Annotated in this window: 17 protein-coding genes; 11 read left to right on the forward strand and 6 right to left on the reverse strand. The window is 44.1% G+C overall.

The window, feature by feature from the left end; genetic code table 11:
* Positions 1–30 precede the first annotated feature (30 nt).
* The 4 genes from sbcB to yihA form a co-directional block, all read right to left on the reverse strand.
* Positions 31–1,470, reverse strand: a complete 1,440-nt coding sequence (sbcB, locus tag H8K33_RS18775) for an exodeoxyribonuclease I (protein WP_186892606.1) — start codon at positions 1,468–1,470, stop codon at positions 31–33.
* A 33-nt stretch (positions 1,471–1,503) separates the two neighbouring features.
* Positions 1,504–2,658, reverse strand: a complete 1,155-nt coding sequence (locus H8K33_RS18780; protein ID WP_186892607.1) for a magnesium transporter CorA family protein — start codon at positions 2,656–2,658, stop codon at positions 1,504–1,506.
* Between the two features lie 44 nt (positions 2,659–2,702).
* A complete protein-coding gene (gene hemB, locus H8K33_RS18785; RefSeq protein WP_186892608.1) occupies positions 2,703–3,716 on the reverse strand; it encodes a porphobilinogen synthase in 1,014 nt (337 codons plus the stop codon).
* 160 nt (positions 3,717–3,876) lie between these two features.
* A complete protein-coding gene (yihA, locus tag H8K33_RS18790; protein WP_186892609.1) occupies positions 3,877–4,593 on the reverse strand; it encodes a ribosome biogenesis GTP-binding protein YihA/YsxC in 717 nt (238 codons plus the stop codon).
* A gap of 248 nt (positions 4,594–4,841) precedes the next feature.
* On the opposite strand from yihA, the gene H8K33_RS18795 reads away from it, so the two are divergent.
* The 5 genes from H8K33_RS18795 (at position 4,842) to H8K33_RS18815 (ending at position 10,761) form a co-directional block, all read left to right on the forward strand.
* Positions 4,842–5,513 carry a c-type cytochrome gene (locus H8K33_RS18795; RefSeq protein WP_186892610.1) on the forward strand — a complete coding sequence of 224 codons (672 nt, stop codon included), beginning with the start codon at positions 4,842–4,844 and terminating at the stop codon, positions 5,511–5,513.
* Between the two features lie 84 nt (positions 5,514–5,597).
* Positions 5,598–7,754, forward strand: coding sequence for a cytochrome c biogenesis protein ResB (locus H8K33_RS18800; RefSeq protein ID WP_186892611.1), 2,157 nt, complete (start codon positions 5,598–5,600; stop codon positions 7,752–7,754).
* A gap of 63 nt (positions 7,755–7,817) precedes the next feature.
* Positions 7,818–8,954, forward strand: coding sequence for a c-type cytochrome biogenesis protein CcsB (gene ccsB / locus H8K33_RS18805; RefSeq protein WP_186892612.1), 1,137 nt, complete (start codon positions 7,818–7,820; stop codon positions 8,952–8,954).
* Positions 8,955–9,157: 203 nt separating this feature from the next.
* Positions 9,158–10,138 carry a protein-methionine-sulfoxide reductase catalytic subunit MsrP gene (gene msrP / locus H8K33_RS18810; RefSeq protein WP_186892613.1) on the forward strand — a complete coding sequence of 327 codons (981 nt, stop codon included), beginning with the start codon at positions 9,158–9,160 and terminating at the stop codon, positions 10,136–10,138.
* Positions 10,138–10,761 (forward strand): protein-methionine-sulfoxide reductase heme-binding subunit MsrQ, encoded by a 624-nt coding sequence (locus tag H8K33_RS18815; protein ID WP_186892614.1) that lies wholly within the window; start codon positions 10,138–10,140, stop codon positions 10,759–10,761. Before msrP ends, H8K33_RS18815 begins: the two co-directional genes overlap by 1 nt.
* A 3-nt stretch (positions 10,762–10,764) precedes the next feature.
* Here H8K33_RS18815 and lptM read toward each other — a convergent pair whose 3' ends face one another.
* Positions 10,765–10,944, reverse strand: coding sequence for an LPS translocon maturation chaperone LptM (lptM, locus tag H8K33_RS20255; RefSeq protein ID WP_186892615.1), 180 nt, complete (start codon positions 10,942–10,944; stop codon positions 10,765–10,767).
* Between the two features lie 65 nt (positions 10,945–11,009).
* Here lptM and cyaY point away from each other — a divergent pair, with 65 nt between their 5' ends.
* Positions 11,010–11,318, forward strand: a complete 309-nt coding sequence (cyaY, locus tag H8K33_RS18825; RefSeq protein WP_186892616.1) for an iron donor protein CyaY — start codon at positions 11,010–11,012, stop codon at positions 11,316–11,318.
* Positions 11,319–11,391: 73 nt separating this feature from the next.
* On the opposite strand, the gene H8K33_RS18830 is transcribed toward cyaY, so the two are convergent.
* A complete protein-coding gene (locus H8K33_RS18830; RefSeq protein WP_186892617.1) occupies positions 11,392–13,704 on the reverse strand; it encodes a penicillin-binding protein 1A in 2,313 nt (770 codons plus the stop codon).
* 313 nt (positions 13,705–14,017) lie between these two features.
* On the opposite strand from H8K33_RS18830, the gene H8K33_RS18835 reads away from it, so the two are divergent.
* From H8K33_RS18835 to pilQ, 5 genes are read left to right on the forward strand one after another with little or no spacing between them, the layout of a single operon-like run.
* Positions 14,018–15,097, forward strand: a complete 1,080-nt coding sequence (locus H8K33_RS18835; RefSeq protein ID WP_186892618.1) for a pilus assembly protein PilM — start codon at positions 14,018–14,020, stop codon at positions 15,095–15,097.
* Positions 15,097–15,726 (forward strand): PilN domain-containing protein, encoded by a 630-nt coding sequence (locus H8K33_RS18840; RefSeq protein ID WP_186892619.1) that lies wholly within the window; start codon positions 15,097–15,099, stop codon positions 15,724–15,726. Before H8K33_RS18835 ends, H8K33_RS18840 begins: the two co-directional genes overlap by 1 nt.
* 13 nt (positions 15,727–15,739) lie before the next feature.
* The gene (locus H8K33_RS18845; RefSeq protein ID WP_186892620.1) at positions 15,740–16,405 is read left to right on the forward strand and encodes a type IV pilus inner membrane component PilO; all 666 of its coding nucleotides are present in this window, start codon (positions 15,740–15,742) and stop codon (positions 16,403–16,405) included.
* A complete protein-coding gene (locus H8K33_RS18850) occupies positions 16,402–16,935 on the forward strand; it encodes a pilus assembly protein PilP (protein ID WP_186892621.1) in 534 nt (177 codons plus the stop codon). Before H8K33_RS18845 ends, H8K33_RS18850 begins: the two co-directional genes overlap by 4 nt.
* Positions 16,936–16,967: 32 nt before the next feature.
* On the forward strand, positions 16,968–19,088 hold the full coding sequence (gene pilQ, locus H8K33_RS18855) for a type IV pilus secretin family protein (RefSeq protein WP_186892622.1): 2,121 nt from the start codon (positions 16,968–16,970) through the stop codon (positions 19,086–19,088).
* Positions 19,089–19,158: the final 70 nt, after the last annotated feature.

Consider the following 19,158-nt stretch of genomic DNA (forward strand, 5'->3'; position numbering starts at 1 on the left):
AAAGCTAGATTCATTCTAGCTTTTCATTTTTTATCGAACTGGTACTACCAATTCAGCATAGTCATACAGTGCTCCTAAGATGTGCTCATCTTCTTCACTGGCGTTTTCAGACAATTGGTCGATTTCATTGAAATACATTTCTACTGTGCGAGCATTTGCTTGGCCATCAAGTAAGCGTGCACATCGGTGCTCTTCCCAGATCGCTTGTTCGTCTGAACTCAAACTGTTAGGGAAATTACGAGCACGATAGCGGAAGAGTAATTCGCCTAAGCGTTGATCGTTAAAATGCGGTGATGCACTTGCCAACTGCGGCGGTGTCATATGACGCAAATCATTCAATACCTTACGGTCCGCACTGCTAATAAATCCGCCGTACAAATCTTCGTCCACATCGACCGCTTCAAAACTCGGGCGGGCATATACTTGTTCCCAAAGTTGAGGATGGAGCACCGATTGCATGTCACGTGCCAAATCTGCATTGACCATGACTTGCTGCATATCGATATTCCAGCGCGCGGCCATTTCATCGTTCAGCGTTTTGAGATTGCCGATGACGATAGGCGATTTATTTAGGTGAATGCTTTTAACCGATAAACGTGAGACGCCTTCGGGTAAGGCATCCGTCTTGCTAAACATCCGTTGCTGTATTGTGGCGATATCTAAGTGCTGCAATTCTGTGGGGTCGAATTGCAAGTCCCAAGCAATCACCTCATTCTTATTTGTCGGGTGTATTGCTAGAGGCCACATCACTGCAAGGCAACCACGTTCGGTACCAAACATGCCTGATATATGCAAAAATGGTTTGCCAAGAAAAGACAGCCCAATCTCGCTAGCAACGCGGTCTTTTTTATGCAGAGAAAAACAAAAATCAAAGAGCTTAGGATGTTTTTCTTTGATGAGCTTTGCTAGCGCAATGGTGGCACGCACGTCGGATAAGGCATCGTGCGCAGCGGTATGACTAATGCCATTTGCCGCGGTCAAATGTTCCAGTCTAAAACTAGGCTTTCCTTCATCATTCAATGGCCAATTAATGCCGTCTGGACGCAGTGCGTAGGTGGTGCGCACCATATCCATAATATCCCAACGTCCGCATTGATTTTGCCATTCACGTGCATAAGGATCGATTAGATTGCGCCAAAACATAAAGCGCGTAATTTCGTCATCGAAGCGTATGGTGTTATAACCCACGCCGATAGTGCCGGACATCGCGAGTGCATTTTCTATGCGCGCTGCAAATTCGTGTTCGGCCAAACCTTGCTCTAGACATTGTTGCGGCGTGATGTGCGTGATGAGACAGGATTGCGGATCAGGTAGAAAATCATTCGCTGGTCGACAAAACAAATTTATTGGCTCGCCGATCTCATTCAAGTTTGCATCTGTACGAATTGCAGCAAATTGTGCTGGTCGATCACGACGAGCTTGCGCCCCAAAAGTTTCGTAGTCGTGCCAAAGAAAGCTGTGTGTAGTCATCGTGAGATTGGTGGTTATATCGATTAAGGTAGATTATTCATTGCGTTGACCTCGTCCTTCTAAGTAACCTTGAAGTCGCATCGCCAGTAAAAATATCACCACGGTAAATCCCATCAATCCCAACACGAGTTTGAAACCCATGTCTTCATTAATCCACGGCATCTTCGCGAAATTCATACCAAAAATTCCAGTGATCAAAGTTAAGGGCATGAATAAGGCGGTAATGACCGTCAAGATGCGCATGATCTCACTGGTTTTGTGTGATACCGCCGCGAAGTGAATCTGGACGGATGATTCTAATGAGGCTTCCAAGCGACGCGTATGATTGAGCACGCGATTAATGTGTTCCATCACGTCGTTGGTGCGAACCAGTAATAGATCTTTAGCGCGACTTTGTTTGCCACCAGAACCATCATAAGTATCGACAAAGTGATCGCGTAGTTCTTGCAAAGCGTCATATTGTTCTTCGCATAAATGTTCTAACTTGCGCAGCTCAACCCGAGAATCCAGCAATGCGACCCAATTATTGAAAGGCTTACGTGGATCAAGTAAGGCATGTTGCCATCGATCTAGTTGATTGGTCAGTGGTTGTCGTAAATCCAGATACTGATCAACCATCGCATTCAATAAGCGCAGCATTAAATCTTCAGGTGATGCTGGCAATTTACTGCTGAGGTTATTGCTGTCTTTTGGCTTGAAGCTCAGTAAGCGTGAACGCATGGTTTCGATTGTACGGCTATAGTTTGCGCGTACCGTAATGAGCGCATTGCCGATTAAGAGAAATGAAACAGGCTGTGTTTGCAATCGATGCAGCACCGCTGGCATTTTTTTCTTAACACTACTGTTTTCTGGATTGATGGCACTCGACTCTTCACCTTCGCCATTTAAGGCCAATTTTTGAAAAACCACTAATTCGTAATCTTGTGTAGCATCAAAATTGGAAGGGTGACTGCGGTTGCAAATGTCTTTAAGATGTAGATCAAAGATGCGTACGCCAGTCAATTTTTCAACTTGATCGCGCCAAGCTTCCGCATCTTTTTCAACTTCATCATGAGTGATATCGATCCACATAAACCGATAAGCGTCACCGCTCACATCGTTCTCACCATCACCAATCAAATCGACGGCATGATTCGCAGTCATAGGATTGAGAATCACCTGCGTATCGCTAATGTAGAAAATATCCATGAATCGCAAACTCAGTCATCAAATCGAAGTGGTAAAGCCAAATATTACTGGGCTTGTTTTAACAGACGTGCAATATCGCGTGCAAAGTAAGTTAAAACGCCATCGGCGCCAGCACGTTTAAATGCCATCATGGCTTCCATCATGGTTTTATCATGATTGAGCCATCCGTTTTGTGCAGCCGCTTTAATCATCGCATATTCGCCACTGACTTGATAAGCAAACGTTGGTACTTTAAATTCATCTTTAACGCGGCGCACGATGTCTAGGTAAGGCATGCCAGGCTTAACCATGACCATGTCAGCGCCTTCAGCCAGATCGAGCGCGACTTCACGTAAGGCTTCGTTGCTGTTCGCTGAATCCATTTGATAATTTGCTTTATTGCTTTTGCCTAAGTTCGTTGCGGAACCAACAGCATCCCGGAACGGGCCATAGAACGCGGAGGCATATTTTGCTGAGTAGGCCATGATGCGTGTGTAGATAAAACCATTTTCTTCCAACGCTGAGCGAATCGCACCTATGCGACCATCCATCATATCGCTCGGCGCAACGATGTCGGCACCAGCAGCAGCATGTGTTAAGGCCTGTTTAACTAGGATCGCGGTTGTTTCATCATTTAAGACATAACCATCTTCGTTAATCAAACCATCTTGCCCGTGGCTAGTGTAAGGATCAAGAGCGATGTCCGTCAAAATACCCAGTTCTGGACAGCGGGCTTTTAAAGCTCGGATTGCTCGCGGAATCAAGCCATCAGGATTGCAGGCTTCGATACCATCTTCTGTCTTCAAACGATTATCAATGGATGGAAATAAAGCCAAAACTGGAATCCCCAAGGCAACGCAGTCGTCGGCAACTTCGAGTAACTTGTCTAAAGTCATTCGTTCAACGCCGGGCATCGAAGCAACGGCTTCTATTTTATTGTCACCATCAATTAAAAAAACAGGATAGATAAGATCGCTGGCGCTGATATGGTTTTCGCGCATTAAGTTGCGAGAGAAAGTATCGCGGCGCATACGACGCATACGAATATGTGGGAACTGAGCGGAAAGTGTATTAGACATAGTGAATAAAAAAATTATCGAGGTTAATGAAACTTTTCTTACGAATTTAGCTCTTATGATTAGGCATTATGCTTACCGCTGGTCCTCCCTAAGCGGGCGCCATTTGTTCCCATTCGATTGGCGTTTTTTTTCCTCGGCACCGCAAAGTGCCGAGGTTTTTTTATGCTTGATCTGAAAAATTGTCTGGTTTGTCTAAGTCTTCTATCGCTGGCAAATTGTTTAAACCTGTTAGTTCGCGAATTTTTGCGTCGGCTTCTTCAATGCCTGTGCGATTCAATGCTGAAAATAATTGTGCAGTAAATGGATAGGGTGTGCCATTTGCATCGACATAACTAGCCAAAATATTTTGCGCTAAGCGCAATGCATTGGTCGCATCGTTGCGGTTGAGCTTATCCGCTTTGGTCAACAAACAATGAATTGGGCGTCCAGTGGGCGCAAACCACTCTAGCATTTGTTTATCTAAATCGGTGAATGGCCGACGTGAATCCATGATCAAAATCAAAGCGGCTAATTGATCACGCTTTTGCACATAGTTGCCCAACAAAATATTCCAATGATTTTTTGCTGCGCCCGGAACTTCGGCATAGCCGTAGCCAGGCAAGTCAACTAAGAGTGCTCGGATTTCATCTTGGCGAGTTTCATCTTTACGATGTTGGCCTACATGGGCACCGCCAATTGAGAAAAAATTAATATGTTGCGTCCGTCCAGGTGTCTTTGATGCAAAACATAGTTTCTTTTGGTTGCACAAAATATTGATTGCAGTCGATTTTCCTGCATTCGACCGACCTGCAAATGCAACCTCTGGCACTGGTAAGGTCGGCAGATCTCGCAAATGGTTGACGGTGGTGAAGAATCGGGCTTGCCAGAGGATAGACATAAATCGGGGCCAATCTAAAAGGAGGGAGCAAAAATGCAAAAAATGGGACAAAACGATCAGTTTCATCCTGAAATGTGAGGTTTCTTAGCGTCAATTGACTTGGAATAGCTCAACATTTCCACGAAAGCTATTGTACAATAAGGGGTTAGCTACGTGGGCTTCATGACATCAATGTCCTTCACGTCAGTTTCTGCTTTTCAGATGCGTCAATAGAACCGATTTCCAATTTTTAGTCTCAAGGTGTTTGAATGAACCGTGCTTTTTTATCATTTTCCAAGTCCCTCAGCATCGTTGCTTTAGCGGCATCTTCGCTCGTTTCTGTTGCATTTGCTAGTGAGCCTGCTGCGAAACCTGCCAAGGCCGATCTGGCAAAAGGCGAAGCTTTGTATACCAATGGTGATGCAGCTCGTGGCATCGTGGCTTGCGTTTCATGTCATGGCGCTTCAGGCAATTCGACTATTAGTATCAATCCGAAGTTGTCTGGTCAGCATGATGCCTATCTTGTGAAACAATTAATGGATTTCACAACACCAGCACGTAATAATGCAGTGATGACGACATTCTCTAAATTGATGACTGCAGATGACATGAAAAATGTTTCTGCTTACTTGGCTGTACAAAAGCCAAAAGCAGGCGCGGCAAAAAATAAAGATATCGTCAATTTAGGTCAAACGATCTACCGTGCTGGTATCGCTGAGAAAAATATTGCTGCATGTGCAGGTTGTCACAGCCCAAATGGTGCTGGTATTCCAGCGCAATTTCCGCGCATTGCTGGCCAGCATCAGGATTATACCGTTGCTCAATTAACGGCCTTCCGCACAGGTGTTCGTAAAAATAGCGCGCAAATGACAACCATCGCGAAGCGTATGTCTGATGAAGAAATGAAAGCAGTTGCAGATTATGTTGCTGGTTTAAAGTAAACACATCGCATCATCAACAGCTACAAGTAAAATGATTAACGGAGGGGGTGGCAAATGCCATCCCCTTTTTGTTTTTGGAATTGTATGGAACTTGAAACCAATACCTCTGGTCTGGAAATCAAAACGCAACGAGCTTGGCTAGCGAATAGCGTCGAATTGTTATCGTCGATGCGTTTCGCGATTAGTCTGCTAACTATCATTGCGATATCCTCAGTGATCGGCACAGTGTTAAAGCAAAATGAGCCATTGCCCAACTATGTGAATCAGTTTGGACCCTTTTGGTTTGAGGTGTTTCAACATCTGAGTTTGTATTCGTTGTACTCGGCATGGTGGTTTTTGACCATTATGGGATTCTTGGTTTTATCTACCAGTCTTTGTCTGATTCGCAATTCCCCAAAAATGCTGAAGGATATGCGTAGCTGGCGTGAAAATGTGCGCGAACAATCCTTACGTAATTTCCATCATAAGGCGGAATGGCGCAGCACTGCATCAAGAGAGGTATTTACGATGCAGATGACGACCCAGATGAAGAACCTGGGGTACCAATTTAAGCTAGTGGAAAAAGATAGCGCAACCCTGATTGCTGCAAAAAAAGGTGCAGCGAATAAATGGGGCTATATTTTTGCGCATGCGGCAATTGTGGTGATCTGTGTTGGTGGGCTATTGGATTCTGATTTGGCGATTCGATTTCAAACCTGGTTTGGCGGCAAAGTTCCTTTTGAGGGTAGTGGGGTACTGATTTCACAAATTCCTGCTCAGCACAAGTTATCGTTGGCGAACCCGACTTTTCGCGGCAATATCGCCATTCCTGAAGGTAAAAGTGGCGATACCGCAGTCATTCCCCAAACTAAGGGGGTGCTATTGCAAGAGTTGCCATTCACGATTCAGCTAAAGAAATTTCATATCGACTTTTATTCCACGGGCATGCCGAAGTTGTTTGCCAGTGATGTGACGATTGTTGATCACGAAACAGGCAAAACCTTTGATTCGACCATCAAAGTCAACCATCCCTTAATTTATAAAGGAATTGCAGTTTTTCAATCGAGCTTTGACGATGGCGGCAGTTTATTGCAAATTCAGGCGCACGCGATGTCGGGCGCAAATCCGAGTAAGTTTGCGATGAATGCGAAAATGGGCGGTGAGAATCGCTTGACCGCAGAACAGTCAAATGGACGTGGTGATTACACCATAGAATGGACCGCGTTCAGGCCATTTAACGTCGAGAACTTGGCGCGCGATGGGCAGGACTTACGGGCGGTGAATCCTAATCTGAATTTCACACAAAAACTGACAGCAGATCTCGATAAACATTCTGGCTCTGCTGCGAAGAACGTGAATAATAAGGATTTAAAAAATGTCGGCCCCAGCATGCAATACAAATTGCGTGATAAAACAGGGCAAGCGCGCGAATTTCATAATTACATGCAACCAGTTTTATTGGACGGTAGCTGGGTTTTCTTGGCTGGCGCACGTGATTCCCCGAATGAACAATTTCGATTTTTAAGAATTCCCGCCGACGAGAACGATAAACTGGATGAATGGATGCGCTTGCGTGCGGCCTTGGCGAATCCCGAGTTAAGATCGAAGGCTGCGGAGATCTATGCCAAGCGCGCCTTGCCAAATGCCGGCGCGGACGCAATGCAAGTGCAATTAGCTAATTCAGCGAAAAAAGGACTGAGTATTTTTGCTGGCGAAGGCGAGGCACCTAAATTGGCAGGTTTTACGGCTATTGCTGGTTTCTTAGAAAATATTCCAGCCGAGGAGCAAGCCAAGGCTGCCGATGTTTTCATGAAAATTCTCAATGGCAGCATGTGGGATTTGTGGCAATTAGCGCGTTTGAAAGATGGCTTGCCAGCTTTGGAGTTAACCGAAAAACACGCACAATTTTTGCAACTAGCAACCTCAGCGCTTTCGGATGCATTCTTCTACGGTGCACCGGTGTATTTGCAAATGACTGGCTTTGAAGAAATCAAAGCTTCGGTATTTCAAGTGGCGCGAGCACCTGGACAAAATGTGGTGTATCTTGGCTGCTTGTTTTTAGTCATTGGTGTGTTTTCGATGTTTTACATTCGTGAACGTCGTCTATGGGTTTGGATTAAGCACGATGGCAATGAAACTCAGGCATTGATGGCCTTGAGTTCGCAGCGCAAAACTTTAGATTTCGAAAAAGAATTTGAGCAACTAAAAAAACAGCTCGGTGTTCCTGAAGAACCTACTGGTGCTGCAAATGCAGCAAACTAGTATGTGCATCAATGCCAGTACTTGGAACAGCAAAGAATTAAACATTATTCTCACAGGATTTGTATGGAAACTAGTCTGACCTACCAAAATTATTTTCAGCGTCTCAGCGCTTTTGATTGGGTTTATGCGGTGTTGCTGTGCGCAGGCGCATTTTTCGCCTTTGACCGCTACGGCGAGCACATGGATATTTATGAAGAGGTGATTCTGCTATTGAGTGCACCAACTTTTGCATGGCTAGGATGGAATTGGAAGCCGATGCGTGCATTAATGATTGTTTTAGCCGTGTTGTCTTTGTTCGCGATTTCCCAGTATGCCGGCTCTTTAGATCTGGCAAATAAGAAATTTTTCTTAAAGTATTTATTGTCGAGTCAATCTGCCATTTTGTGGATGAGTACTTTCTTTGTGCTCTCAACTTTGTTTTACTGGGGTGGCTTGATTTTGCGTTCGGACTTTGGTGCGTCGGTTGGCTCTGGTTTATGTTGGGCGGCCGTGGTCATGGGCTTCACAGGTTTACTGGTGCGTTGGTATGAGTCTTATTTAATCGGCCCAGATGTTGGCCATATTCCGGTATCGAATTTGTATGAAGTGTTCATCTTATTTTCTATGATCACAGCCTTGTTTTATCTGTATTACGAAGAAAGTTACGGAACACGTCAGTTAGGCGCTTTCGTCTTATTGGTCATCTCTGCCGCAGTCGCTTTTTTGCTGTGGTACACCGTTAGCCGAGATGCCGCAGAGATTCAGCCTTTGGTGCCAGCGTTGCAAAGTTGGTGGATGAAAATACATGTTCCAGCGAACTTTATTGGGTACGGCACCTTCTCTCTTGCTGCAATGGTTGGCGTTGCCTATCTTTTTAAATCAAAAGGTTTGTTGCAAGACCGTTTGCCTAGTCTGGAAGTTTTAGATGATGTGATGTACAAGGCAATTGCAGTTGGTTTTGCTTTCTTTACTATCGCTACCATTTTGGGAGCATTGTGGGCGGCGGAAGCTTGGGGCGGCTATTGGTCTTGGGATCCGAAAGAGACTTGGGCCTTAATCGTTTGGCTTAATTATGCTGCATGGTTGCATATGCGCCTGATGAAAGGATTGCGTGGTCAAGTTGCTGCGTGGTGGGCAATTATAGGTTTGTTGGTGACCACTTTTGCGTTCCTCGGCGTGAACATGTTTTTATCTGGATTGCATTCTTACGGAGCACTCTGATTTAATTTAATCATCATGAAGCGGCACAAACGAGTTCGTTTGTGCCGTTTTTGTTTAGGCTTATCGCGGCAATAAGCCTTGAGTTGGACATCTTGAACCGCAAGTTAAGAAACTTTCTGGTTTCTGTAAGGTTCAAACCAATTTCTCGACTTATGAGACACTAGGCAAATTAATTTGCCGTGACTTTTATAACAGGAGTAATTATGCGTATGCCTTTTCAGCAATATGGCGATCAACCTCCCGCGGCATCAGAAATTACCCCGCGAGAAATTGTCGAATCACGGCGTGATTTTATACGGCAACTCGCCGTCGGTTCTGTCGCCAGTGCTGCGGTGATTGAAATGGCGCAGCGTGAAGCGTTCGCACAAAATCCAAGCGCACAAAGACTGGCAGTTGTTGCTAATGCTAACTATGTGATTTTAGACAAAAAGACTTCGTATAAAGATGCGACGACGTATAACAATTTTTACGAGTTCGGAACCGATAAGGCAGATCCTGCTGAGAACGCGGAAAGTTTAAAGACGCGTCCGTGGACCGTGACGATCGAAGGTGAAGTGAAAAAGCCAATCACGCTTGATTTGGATAGCTTGTTGAAACTCGCCCCTTTGGAAGAGCGTGTGTATCGCTTGCGATGTGTTGAAGGTTGGTCGATGGTGATCCCTTGGATAGGTTACTCTTTATCTCAATTGTTGAAGAAAGTAGAACCGACTGGGAACGCACGCTATGTGGAATTTATTTCTCTAGCAGACAAGCGCCAAATGCCGGGCGTGAATAGCCGTGTGTTGCAATGGCCTTATACCGAAGGATTAAGAATGGATGAGGCAATGCATCCGCTGAGCTTGCTCGCACTGGGTATGTACGGGGAAGCCTTACCAAAGCAGAACGGTGCGCCTGTGCGTTTGGTGTTACCGTGGAAGTACGGTTTTAAGTCTGCTAAATCGATAGTCAAAATTCGTTTGACCAAGGATCAGCCTCGCACTTCTTGGAATTTATCTGCTCCCGACGAGTATGGGTTTTATTCCAATGTGAATCCTGAAGTTGATCACCCGCGCTGGTCGCAAGCGAGTGAACGACGTATTGGCGAAGATGGTTTTTTATCGCGTAAGCGCAAGACCTTGATGTTTAACGGCTACAGTGAAGTGGCGAGTTTGTACGCTGGCATGGATCTGAGGAAATTCTATTGATGACAGCATTGAAGTCTTTGAGCTCACGTCAACTTCAATGGTTTAGAATCATTGTTTTTGTGTTAGCGGCACTACCATTTTTGCGTTTGATTTATGCAGTCTATGTTGATGCGCTTGGTGCAAATCCATTGGAATTTATCACGCGTAATACTGGTGATTGGGCACTATATTTCCTCTGCATCAGCTTAGCAGTTACACCTCTACGCAAGCTTTTAGAATGGCATTGGTTGATTCGATTGCGCCGCATGTTAGGCTTGTATGCCTTCTTTTATGCGACATTGCATTTCTTAACTTTTTTATGGTTCGATCACTTTTTTGATGTAAGTGATATGTGGCGTGACGTTGTTAAGCGTCCGTTTATTACGGTGGGATTTGTCGCATTCGTTTTGTTGATCCCGTTGGCGATGACTAGCAATCAATGGATGATCAGGCAACTTGGTGGTAAGCAATGGCAACTGCTTCACCGTTTGGTATACTTGATCGCACCCTTAGGCGTCTTGCACTATTTCTGGATGAAGGCGGGCAAAAATTTACTGCTGCAACCTTTATTATTTGCCGCTCTGATTAGTTTGTTGCTGGGATTACGTTTGTACTGGCGTTTTCAATCAGGCATCAAGCGCTAGCGATCACTTTTGCTGGCTGCCGTCCATCTGTGTTGGCGTTGATTGCACGGCACTGGGCGTTGGCGAGGCAAGCTTTTTTTCCGGCATATACAAAGGACCTTTTTGGCCGCAGGCACTCAATAACAAAGTGCTAAAGAGAATTAACCCGGCAATGCGTGGTGAAATGTGCGTGTGCTTATTCAAAATTTCGTAACCCGTATAGAATGCCGCATGGTGATGCAGAATTTAAATCAAAGCAGGAGTGTAACATGACGGAATCGGAATTTTTAGTGCTGGCAGATACCTGCTTGCAACAAGTGCAGGAGATGTTTGAGCTGGCATTTGAAACAGATGAATGGGATGTTGATACTAAACGTAGCGGCAACGTTTTAGAAATTGAATTTGTAGGCAATGGTTCGAAGATTATTGTGAATAGCCAGGCGCCTATGCAAGAAATGTGGGTGGCGGCACGATCAGGTGGATTCCATTACAAATATGATGGGGAATTTTGGCGTAATACGCGTGATCAATCAGAGCTATTTGCTGTGTTACGTGAAATCGCAGAGGCACAAAATTGATGCGCTGAAACTGTAGGCTTTATAGTGAATTCTCTAGATAAAAAAATGGCGAGAAAAATTTCTCGCCATTTTTTTACTCGATGATTACTTCATCTGCATTCAACGCTCGCGGCACTGAGCCTGGCGGATTCTCTACATAGAAGTAGTCACCTTCCGCTTGAATAATGCCGTTTGGAATAGGGCGTTCCATAATTGGTATATCGCGTAATGCACGTTGCATGTAGCTAATCCAGATAGGTAACGCAAGACCACCACCAGTTTCGCGATTGCCAAGATTGCGAGGTTGGTCATATCCCATCCAAGCGACGCCGACAATTTTCGATTGGTAGCCGGCGAACCAAGCATCGATTGAGTCATTCGTTGTACCCGTTTTTCCAGCGATGTCAGGGCGTTTTAATGATAAAGCCTTTGTTGCCGTGCCAAACCGCACCACATCTCTCAGCATACTATCCATTAAAAATGCATTACGTTCATCGATGACACGGTTTGCTTCATCTGCTGCTGTATCGGGTTTCGCTTGCGCGATAACCTTGCCTTCTGAATCAGTAATCTTTGAAATAAGGTAAGGGTTCACTTTGTAGCCACCATTTGCAAACACTGCGTAGGCACCAGCCATTTGTAAAGGGGTTACTGCTCCGGCACCCAAAGCCAAAGTCAAATAAGGTGGATTCTTCTCAGGCAAGAACCCAAAACGACTGGTGTACTCTTGTCCGTACTTCGCGCCCACTTTTTGCAATATGCGAATTGAAACCATATTTTTTGATTTGGTTAAGCCTTTTCGCATCGACATCGGACCTTCATATTTGCCGTCATAGTTCTTCGGTTCCCATGCTTGACCACCTGTCTGTCCAGCGTCAAAACTGATTGGAGAATCATTAATGATGGTTTGTGGTGACAGACCTCTTTCTAATGAAGACGAATAAATAAAAGGCTTGAAACTAGATCCAGGTTGGCGCCACGCTTGGGTAACGTGGTTAAACTTGTTGAGGTTGTAATCGAAGCCACCAACCAACGCGCGAATTGCACCGTCATGGGTATCCGCTGCAACGAATGCAGATTGCACCTCTGGCATTTGAATAATCGACCAGTTCTTTCCTTCCAAAATCACACGAATCACCGCCCCTCGTTGAATCCGCTTATTCGGTGGTGCATTTGCTTTCAATCCTGAAGCGGCAAAACTTAAGCCAGGGCCAGTTATTTGAATTTCCTCGCCATTTAACAAGGTCGCCTTGACTGCGCTTGGGCTTGCTTCTGTGACCATTGCTGACAAAATATCGTCACTATCTGGATGTTCAGCTAATTCTTTTTCAATAATTTCATCTGCAAGCTCTTTGTTCCTAGGTAACTCTACAATGGCTTCCGGTCCACGATAGCCATGACGGCGCTCATAGTCGAGTACCCCTTTTCGCAATGCCGCATAGGCTGTCTCTTGTTCTTCTTTGGTAATTGTGGTGTAGACATTAAAGCCATGTGTGTAAGTTTCTTCTTTAAACTGTTCATATACCAATTGGCGAGCCATTTCAGCGACATATTCAGCATGAATAGCAAATTGTGCGCTGTTGGTCTTAATTTGTAATTTTTCGATTTTCGCAGTTTCAAATTGTGCTTCTGTGATGTAGCCCAATTGTTTCATACGTTGCAAAATATATTGTTGGCGCACTGTCGCTCGTTTAGGATTCGCCACCGGATTGTAAGCAGAAGGTGCTTTTGGTAAGCCTGCTAGCATCGCGGCTTCTGCCACGGTGACTTCTTTCAAATTTTTCCCAAAATAAATTTGTGCTGCTGACGAGAAGCCATATGCTCTTTGTCCCAGATAAATTTGATTCATATAGACTTCTAGAATTTCATCTTTTGTCAGATTTTGTTCAATTTTCCAGGCAAGCAGAATTTCGTAAAGTTTGCGTTTAATAGTTTGCTCTGTTGATAGGAAGAAATTTCTGGCTACCTGTTGGGTAATGGTTGATGCACCTTGTTTGTTACTGGTCGTAACATTATTGATTGCCGCACGTGCGATGCCGATATAATCCACTCCCCCGTGCTCGTAGAAGCGGTCATCTTCAATCGCTAAGACGGCTTTTTTCATGACGTCGGGAATTTCAGCGAAATGCACGACATTTCGTCGTTCCTCGCCAAATTCTGCGATTAGCACATTGTCAGCTGAAAAAACACGCATGGGCATTTTGGGGCGGTAACTGGTGATGGCGTCAATTTCTGGCAAATTTGGGTATGCCATTGTGACGGCAAAAACCAGTATTAAAATTCCTGTCAGAAATAATCCGAAGATGGCTAGACAAAAAAGCAAAATAAAGCGCGTAACAAAGTTCGGCGCCTTTTTATTGGACGCTTGAATTTCAATGGATGGTTCAGTCGGCGATGTGGGAGTCATGGTGAATTTGATTGAAGCAGATAGCTGCCATTATAGCCGTGCCGAATCAACTATAAAAATTGCATTTCAGCGTTTTTAAGCGCTAAGTGGAGAATTGACAACGTAAAAGCGCCAATTTGCCTTGAAAATGCTTTACATTACACTCCCCTTATTGCTAGGATTTAACGTAAGCTAGTATGAGTGTCAGCTAAATCGCGGTTTTTAAAAGAAAAATTGAAATTTGTGGTCGCTGAGATTATTTTTTTACAGCAAGATAAGTGGCAGTTTTTTGGTGTATTTAGCATGAAAAAAATATTTAATTGAGGGGATATCCTTGGCTTTAGATCTCGCATCATTGCTCGGACAAAAGAATCCACCCCTAGTGGGCTTGGATATCAGCACGTCTGACGTCAAGCTGGTAGAACTCTCACGTTCTGGCGAAAAAGACTTTAAATTGGAACGCTGTGCTTTTGAAGCATTGCCAAAAGGCGCGGTTGTTGATGGGAATATCGAAAATCTCGAACAAGTGTCTGACGCAATTTTGCGTGTTTTAAAGCGTAGTGGTACCGGCACACGTAACGTTGCTTTGGCAATGCCTGCTGCTTCTGTGATTACAAAAAAAATGATCTTGCCAGGAAGTTTGACTGAACAAGCTTTGGAGTTTCAGGTTGAATCAGAGGCCAGTCAATATATTCCCTTCTCGATGGATGAAGTCAGTATTGACTTCTGTGTCATGGGCTTGACCGCAAATTCTGAAGAAGACATTGATGTTTTGCTGGCAGCGTCTCGTAAAGAAAAAATTGAAGACCGTGTCGCCGCAGCCCAAGCCGCTGGACTGCAGGCAAAAGTAATGGATATTGAATCATTTGCAGCACGTGCGGCTGTTGAACGATTAATTGAACAGCAGCCTAATGGCGGCCAAGATCAGATTTATGCCTTGTTTCAAATTGGTTCTAAGGTTACCTATATTTCGATATTGCTGAACGGCGAAGTAATTTATGAGCGCGATCAACAGTTTGGTGGCAATCAATTAACGCAAGATATCGTAAGAAATTATGGATTGTCCTTCGAGGAAGCCGAAAGCAAGAAGCGTCAAGGAGATTTACCAGATAGTTATGAAATGGAGCTGTTGGAGCCATTTTTAGAAAATGCTGCCTTAGAAGTGACTCGAGCGATTCAATTCTTCTTTACCTCTACACCCTACACACGCATAGACCAAATTTACTTAGGTGGTGGTTGTGCGATGTTGCCTGGCTTGGTCGACATTGTTGCTGAGAGAACAAAGTTGTCCACATCAGTAATTAGCCCATTTAAAGGAATGGAATTAGGATCGAATGTGAATGAGAAATCATTGCGAAGTGATGCTCCTGCCTACTTGGTCGCTTGTGGTTTGGCCATGCGGAGGTATGGATAATGATCAAAATTAATTTACTTCCGCATCGTGAAGCTAAGCGTAAAGAACTGAAAAGCCAGTTTTATTCTTTAATGACGCTAGCTGGATTGTTTGGTGCAGGCATCGTTATTTTGGTTGGTTTTGTATTTTCATCCCAACTATCAGCTCAAACCGAACGCAATGCATTTATTACTCAGGAGAACACTGAGTTAGATAAAAAAATCAAGGAAGTTGCAAATCTAAAACAAGAAATCGATGCATTAAAGGCCAGACAGCAGGCTGTTGAAGACTTACAGGGCGATCGAAATCAACCAGTATTTATGATGAATGAGTTAGTGCGACTCGCACCAGAAGGTCTATATTTAACGCTCATCAAGCAAGAGGGGCAACGTATTGCTATTAAAGGTTACGCGCAGTCACATGCTGTGGTCGGTCTCTTTGTAACCGAATTGAATGCATCCGAATGGATGAGTAAGCCAGAGATTATTCAAAATAAAGCGGTTGGCTTGGGGCAAGGGCGAGACGCAAAGCGTGTCATTGAATTTGATTTGAACGTTGGAATTCGACGTCCACGTGAGCTCGAGGCTGCTGCGAGTGCTGATGCTGCTGGCTCAACGAAGAAGAAGTCAACTGACGTAAAGTCGCCTTAGAGAAGAGAAGACTATGTCAAATATTCAGGAAAAATTCGATTCGATTGCGAGCCAATTTCGTGATCTTAATGGCTTGCACCCAGGTTTGTGGCCGCTCGTACCGAGACTACTGACTGCGATTGGTTTGTGCGTGTTTGTGTTGTTTGTCGGGTGGTGGTTCTATTGGAGTACGCAGTTAGAGGAAATTGATCTCGGCCAGCAAGAAGAGCAAAAATTAAAAGATACCTTTAAAATTAAAGTCCAACAGTCGATTAGTCTTGAAGCCTTGAAAGAGCAGCGCAAGCTTGTTTTGCAGTATGTATCAAGAATGGAGAAGCAGCTTCCAAGTACGGCTGAATATGCTGCTGTGTTGGCCGATATTAACTCCGCAGCAAATGGGCGTGGTTTAAGTATGGATATTTTTAAGCCTGCTGCCGCGACAATCAAAGATTACTATGCTGAGTTGCCGATCGAAATTCAAATGGTGGCTAATTATCATGACATGGGTCAATTTGTTGCAGACATCGCGAAATTGCCGCGAATTGTGACATTAAATAATCTGAGTTTTTCGGTCAGTAAAGATGCAAAAAAACCTGGAATTGTGATGGATGGTATTGCTAAGACCTATCGTTATTTAGATCCTGAGGAAATTGCTGAACAAGCTGCTGAGCGTAAGAAAAGCAAAGAGGTGAAAAAATGAAAATTTTTTCTAAATTTGGATTGATTTTTGTTGCAATTTCCCTGTCTGCGTGTGGTGAAAATGGCATGGGTGAGTTAAAGGGATGGATGGAGCAGGTTAAGAAAGAAACACATGTGAAAGTAAGTCCAATTGCAGAACCGAAAGTTTTCATACCAGTCGTATATGACGGGGGAGAGTTAATTGATCCTTTTGATTCGAGTAAGTTACTGGTTGTTTTCGCTAGGATGAAGGCTGCCAATGACAATGGTTTGAAGCCAGACTTTGATCGCCCTAAAGAGGCATTAGAGGGATATGCATTGGAAACGATGAAAATGGTCGGCACCTTTGATAACCGTAAAACTTTGCAAGGGCTGATTCAAATTGGTAAGGCAGTTTTTCCAGTCGTTGTTGGTGGTTATATTGGGCAGAACTTTGGTAAGGTTATCAGCATCAATGATGTTCGCATTGATCTTGTAGAAGTTGTACAGGATGCGTCAGGCGAGTGGACCGAGAGAAAAGCAAGCTTAGAGTTGCAAGAGGCGAAAAAATGAATAGATTGTTAAATGCGGTTAAGAGGAGCGTCATGAGCATTAAGTATTTTTTTCTGGGATTAATGTTTTTGAGCTCGTTCGTTCATGCGCAGTCAGCAAATACGATTGAATCGATTACCGCCAATCAACAGGGAGCAAATATTATCGTTAAGATAAATTTCAAAAGCCCCTTGGTGAAACCTCCAGTGGCGTTCTCTATTACCAATCCAGCGCGTATCTCTTTGGATTTTGCTAATACCAGTAACGGTACCGGGAAAAACACTGTCGATATCGGTTTGGGCGAAGTGCGTAGCATCAATTTGATTGAAGTGCCAGAGCGTTCCCGTATGGTGTTTAATCTTAATCGATCTTTGAACTATGCTACTTTTATTGAGGGAAATGCCTTAATTGTCACCATTGATGGTTCTGGTGGTTTGGCTACGCCAGTAAATGCGAGTGGTTTACCAGTGAATACAAAAGAAGTCGTTCAGCCAGTTAAGCAGCTATTGCGTGATATCGATTTTCGATTGGGTGTTGCAGGTGATGGTCGTGTTGTAGTTGACCTTCCGAGCAATCAAGTGGCAATTGATGCAAAGCTGCAAGGCCAAGCGATTGTTGTAGATTTTATGAAAGTCGGTATTCCTGATGTCTTGCGCAGAACTTTAGATGTTTCAGATTATGGTTCCCCTGTTCAAAAAGTAACAACCATTCGTCAAGGCGAGAATGTACGAATGTTGATTGAGCCGAAAGGCCTATGGGAACACAGTATTTATCAGAGTGATAGTCAGTTAGTGATCGAAGTTAAACCGATTAAGGAAGATCCAAATAAACTGACGCAAGGAACACAAGGATACAAGGGAGATCGATTTGGCATGAACTTCCAAGACGTTGATGTTCGTGCTGTATTGCAGATTTTGGCCGAGCAAGGTAACGTCAACATCATTGCAAACGATTCAGTTAGTGGAAATATTACGATCCGATTGATCGATACTCCTTGGGATCAGGCGCTCGATATCGTTATGCAAATGAAGGGACTCGATATGCGTAAGAATGGTAACGTCATTCTGATTGGTCCAAAAGACGAGTTGCTTACTAAAGAGAAGCTCGAGTTAGAGCAAAAAGCTGCTATTGCGGAACTTGAGCCATTGAAGACAGAGTCATTTCAATTGAAGTATCAAAAAGCGGATACTTTCAAGAAGTTATTTGGTGCCGAAGATACGACAACAAATCGAATTTTGTCTAAACGCGGTAGTGTGATGACTGAGCCACGAACAAACCAGCTATTCGTTACAGATATTGCTGCGAAGATTGAGGAAGTACGCAAATTAATTCAGAAAACGGACATTGCTACTAAGCAAGTTGTTATTGAGGCTAGGATTGTTGAGGCAGATAACAAATTTAGTCGTAACCTTGGCGCAAAATTGGGTTTCGCAGATTTGCGTGGACTTAGCGGTGGCGATACTGGCTTTCAAATTTCAGGAAATCAACGTGCTGCAATTACCGGAAACTATCTAGGTGTAGGTGAACAGACTGGTCAAGCCAAGATTACTGAGAAGAGCTATATACCAAACACGCAGTTTGTCAACTTGCCAGCGGCGGGTATCGGTGGTTTGGATGCAGGTAGTCTCGCTGTGAGCCTATTTTCTGCGGCTGCAAATCGTTTCCTAAATCTAGAATTGTCAGCATTAGAAGCTGACGGTGATGGTAAAATTATTTCAAGCCCTCGAGTCGTAACGGCAGATCAAACTCCTGCACACATTGAGCAAGGGCAAGAAATTCCATATCAGATTGCGACTTTGAGTGGAGCGACTGCTATCTATTTCAGAAAGGCGACATTGAGTTTAGACGTTACGCCTCAGATTACTCCTGATGGGACGATTATTCTGGCGGTAGATGTACACAAAGATAGTCGAGGGGAAGAAACGCGTGGCGGACCAGTAATTAACACCAAGCAAGTCAAAACTAATGTCTTGGTGGAAAATGGTGGTACGGTTGTTCTGGGGGGCATTTACACACAAGAGGAGCGTGCCGACGTCACTAAAGTTCCTTTCCTTGGAGATATTCCCTTGTTTGGAAATTTATTTAAGTCGACTGGTAAAACAAATAATAAAACCGAATTGTTGATTTTCATTACGCCTAAAGTTCAGCTCACGGGAACGTTTGCAAATCAGTAGAGACATTGCCAGTAAGATTTTTGATTCAGGTGCAGAATATTTCTGCATCCATTTATATTTAATAGGTGTT

Origin of the sequence: Affinundibacterium amnicola (assembly GCF_014284275.1) — a bacterium.
Taxonomy (GTDB): Bacteria; Pseudomonadota; Gammaproteobacteria; order Burkholderiales; family Burkholderiaceae_D; genus Undibacterium; species Undibacterium amnicola.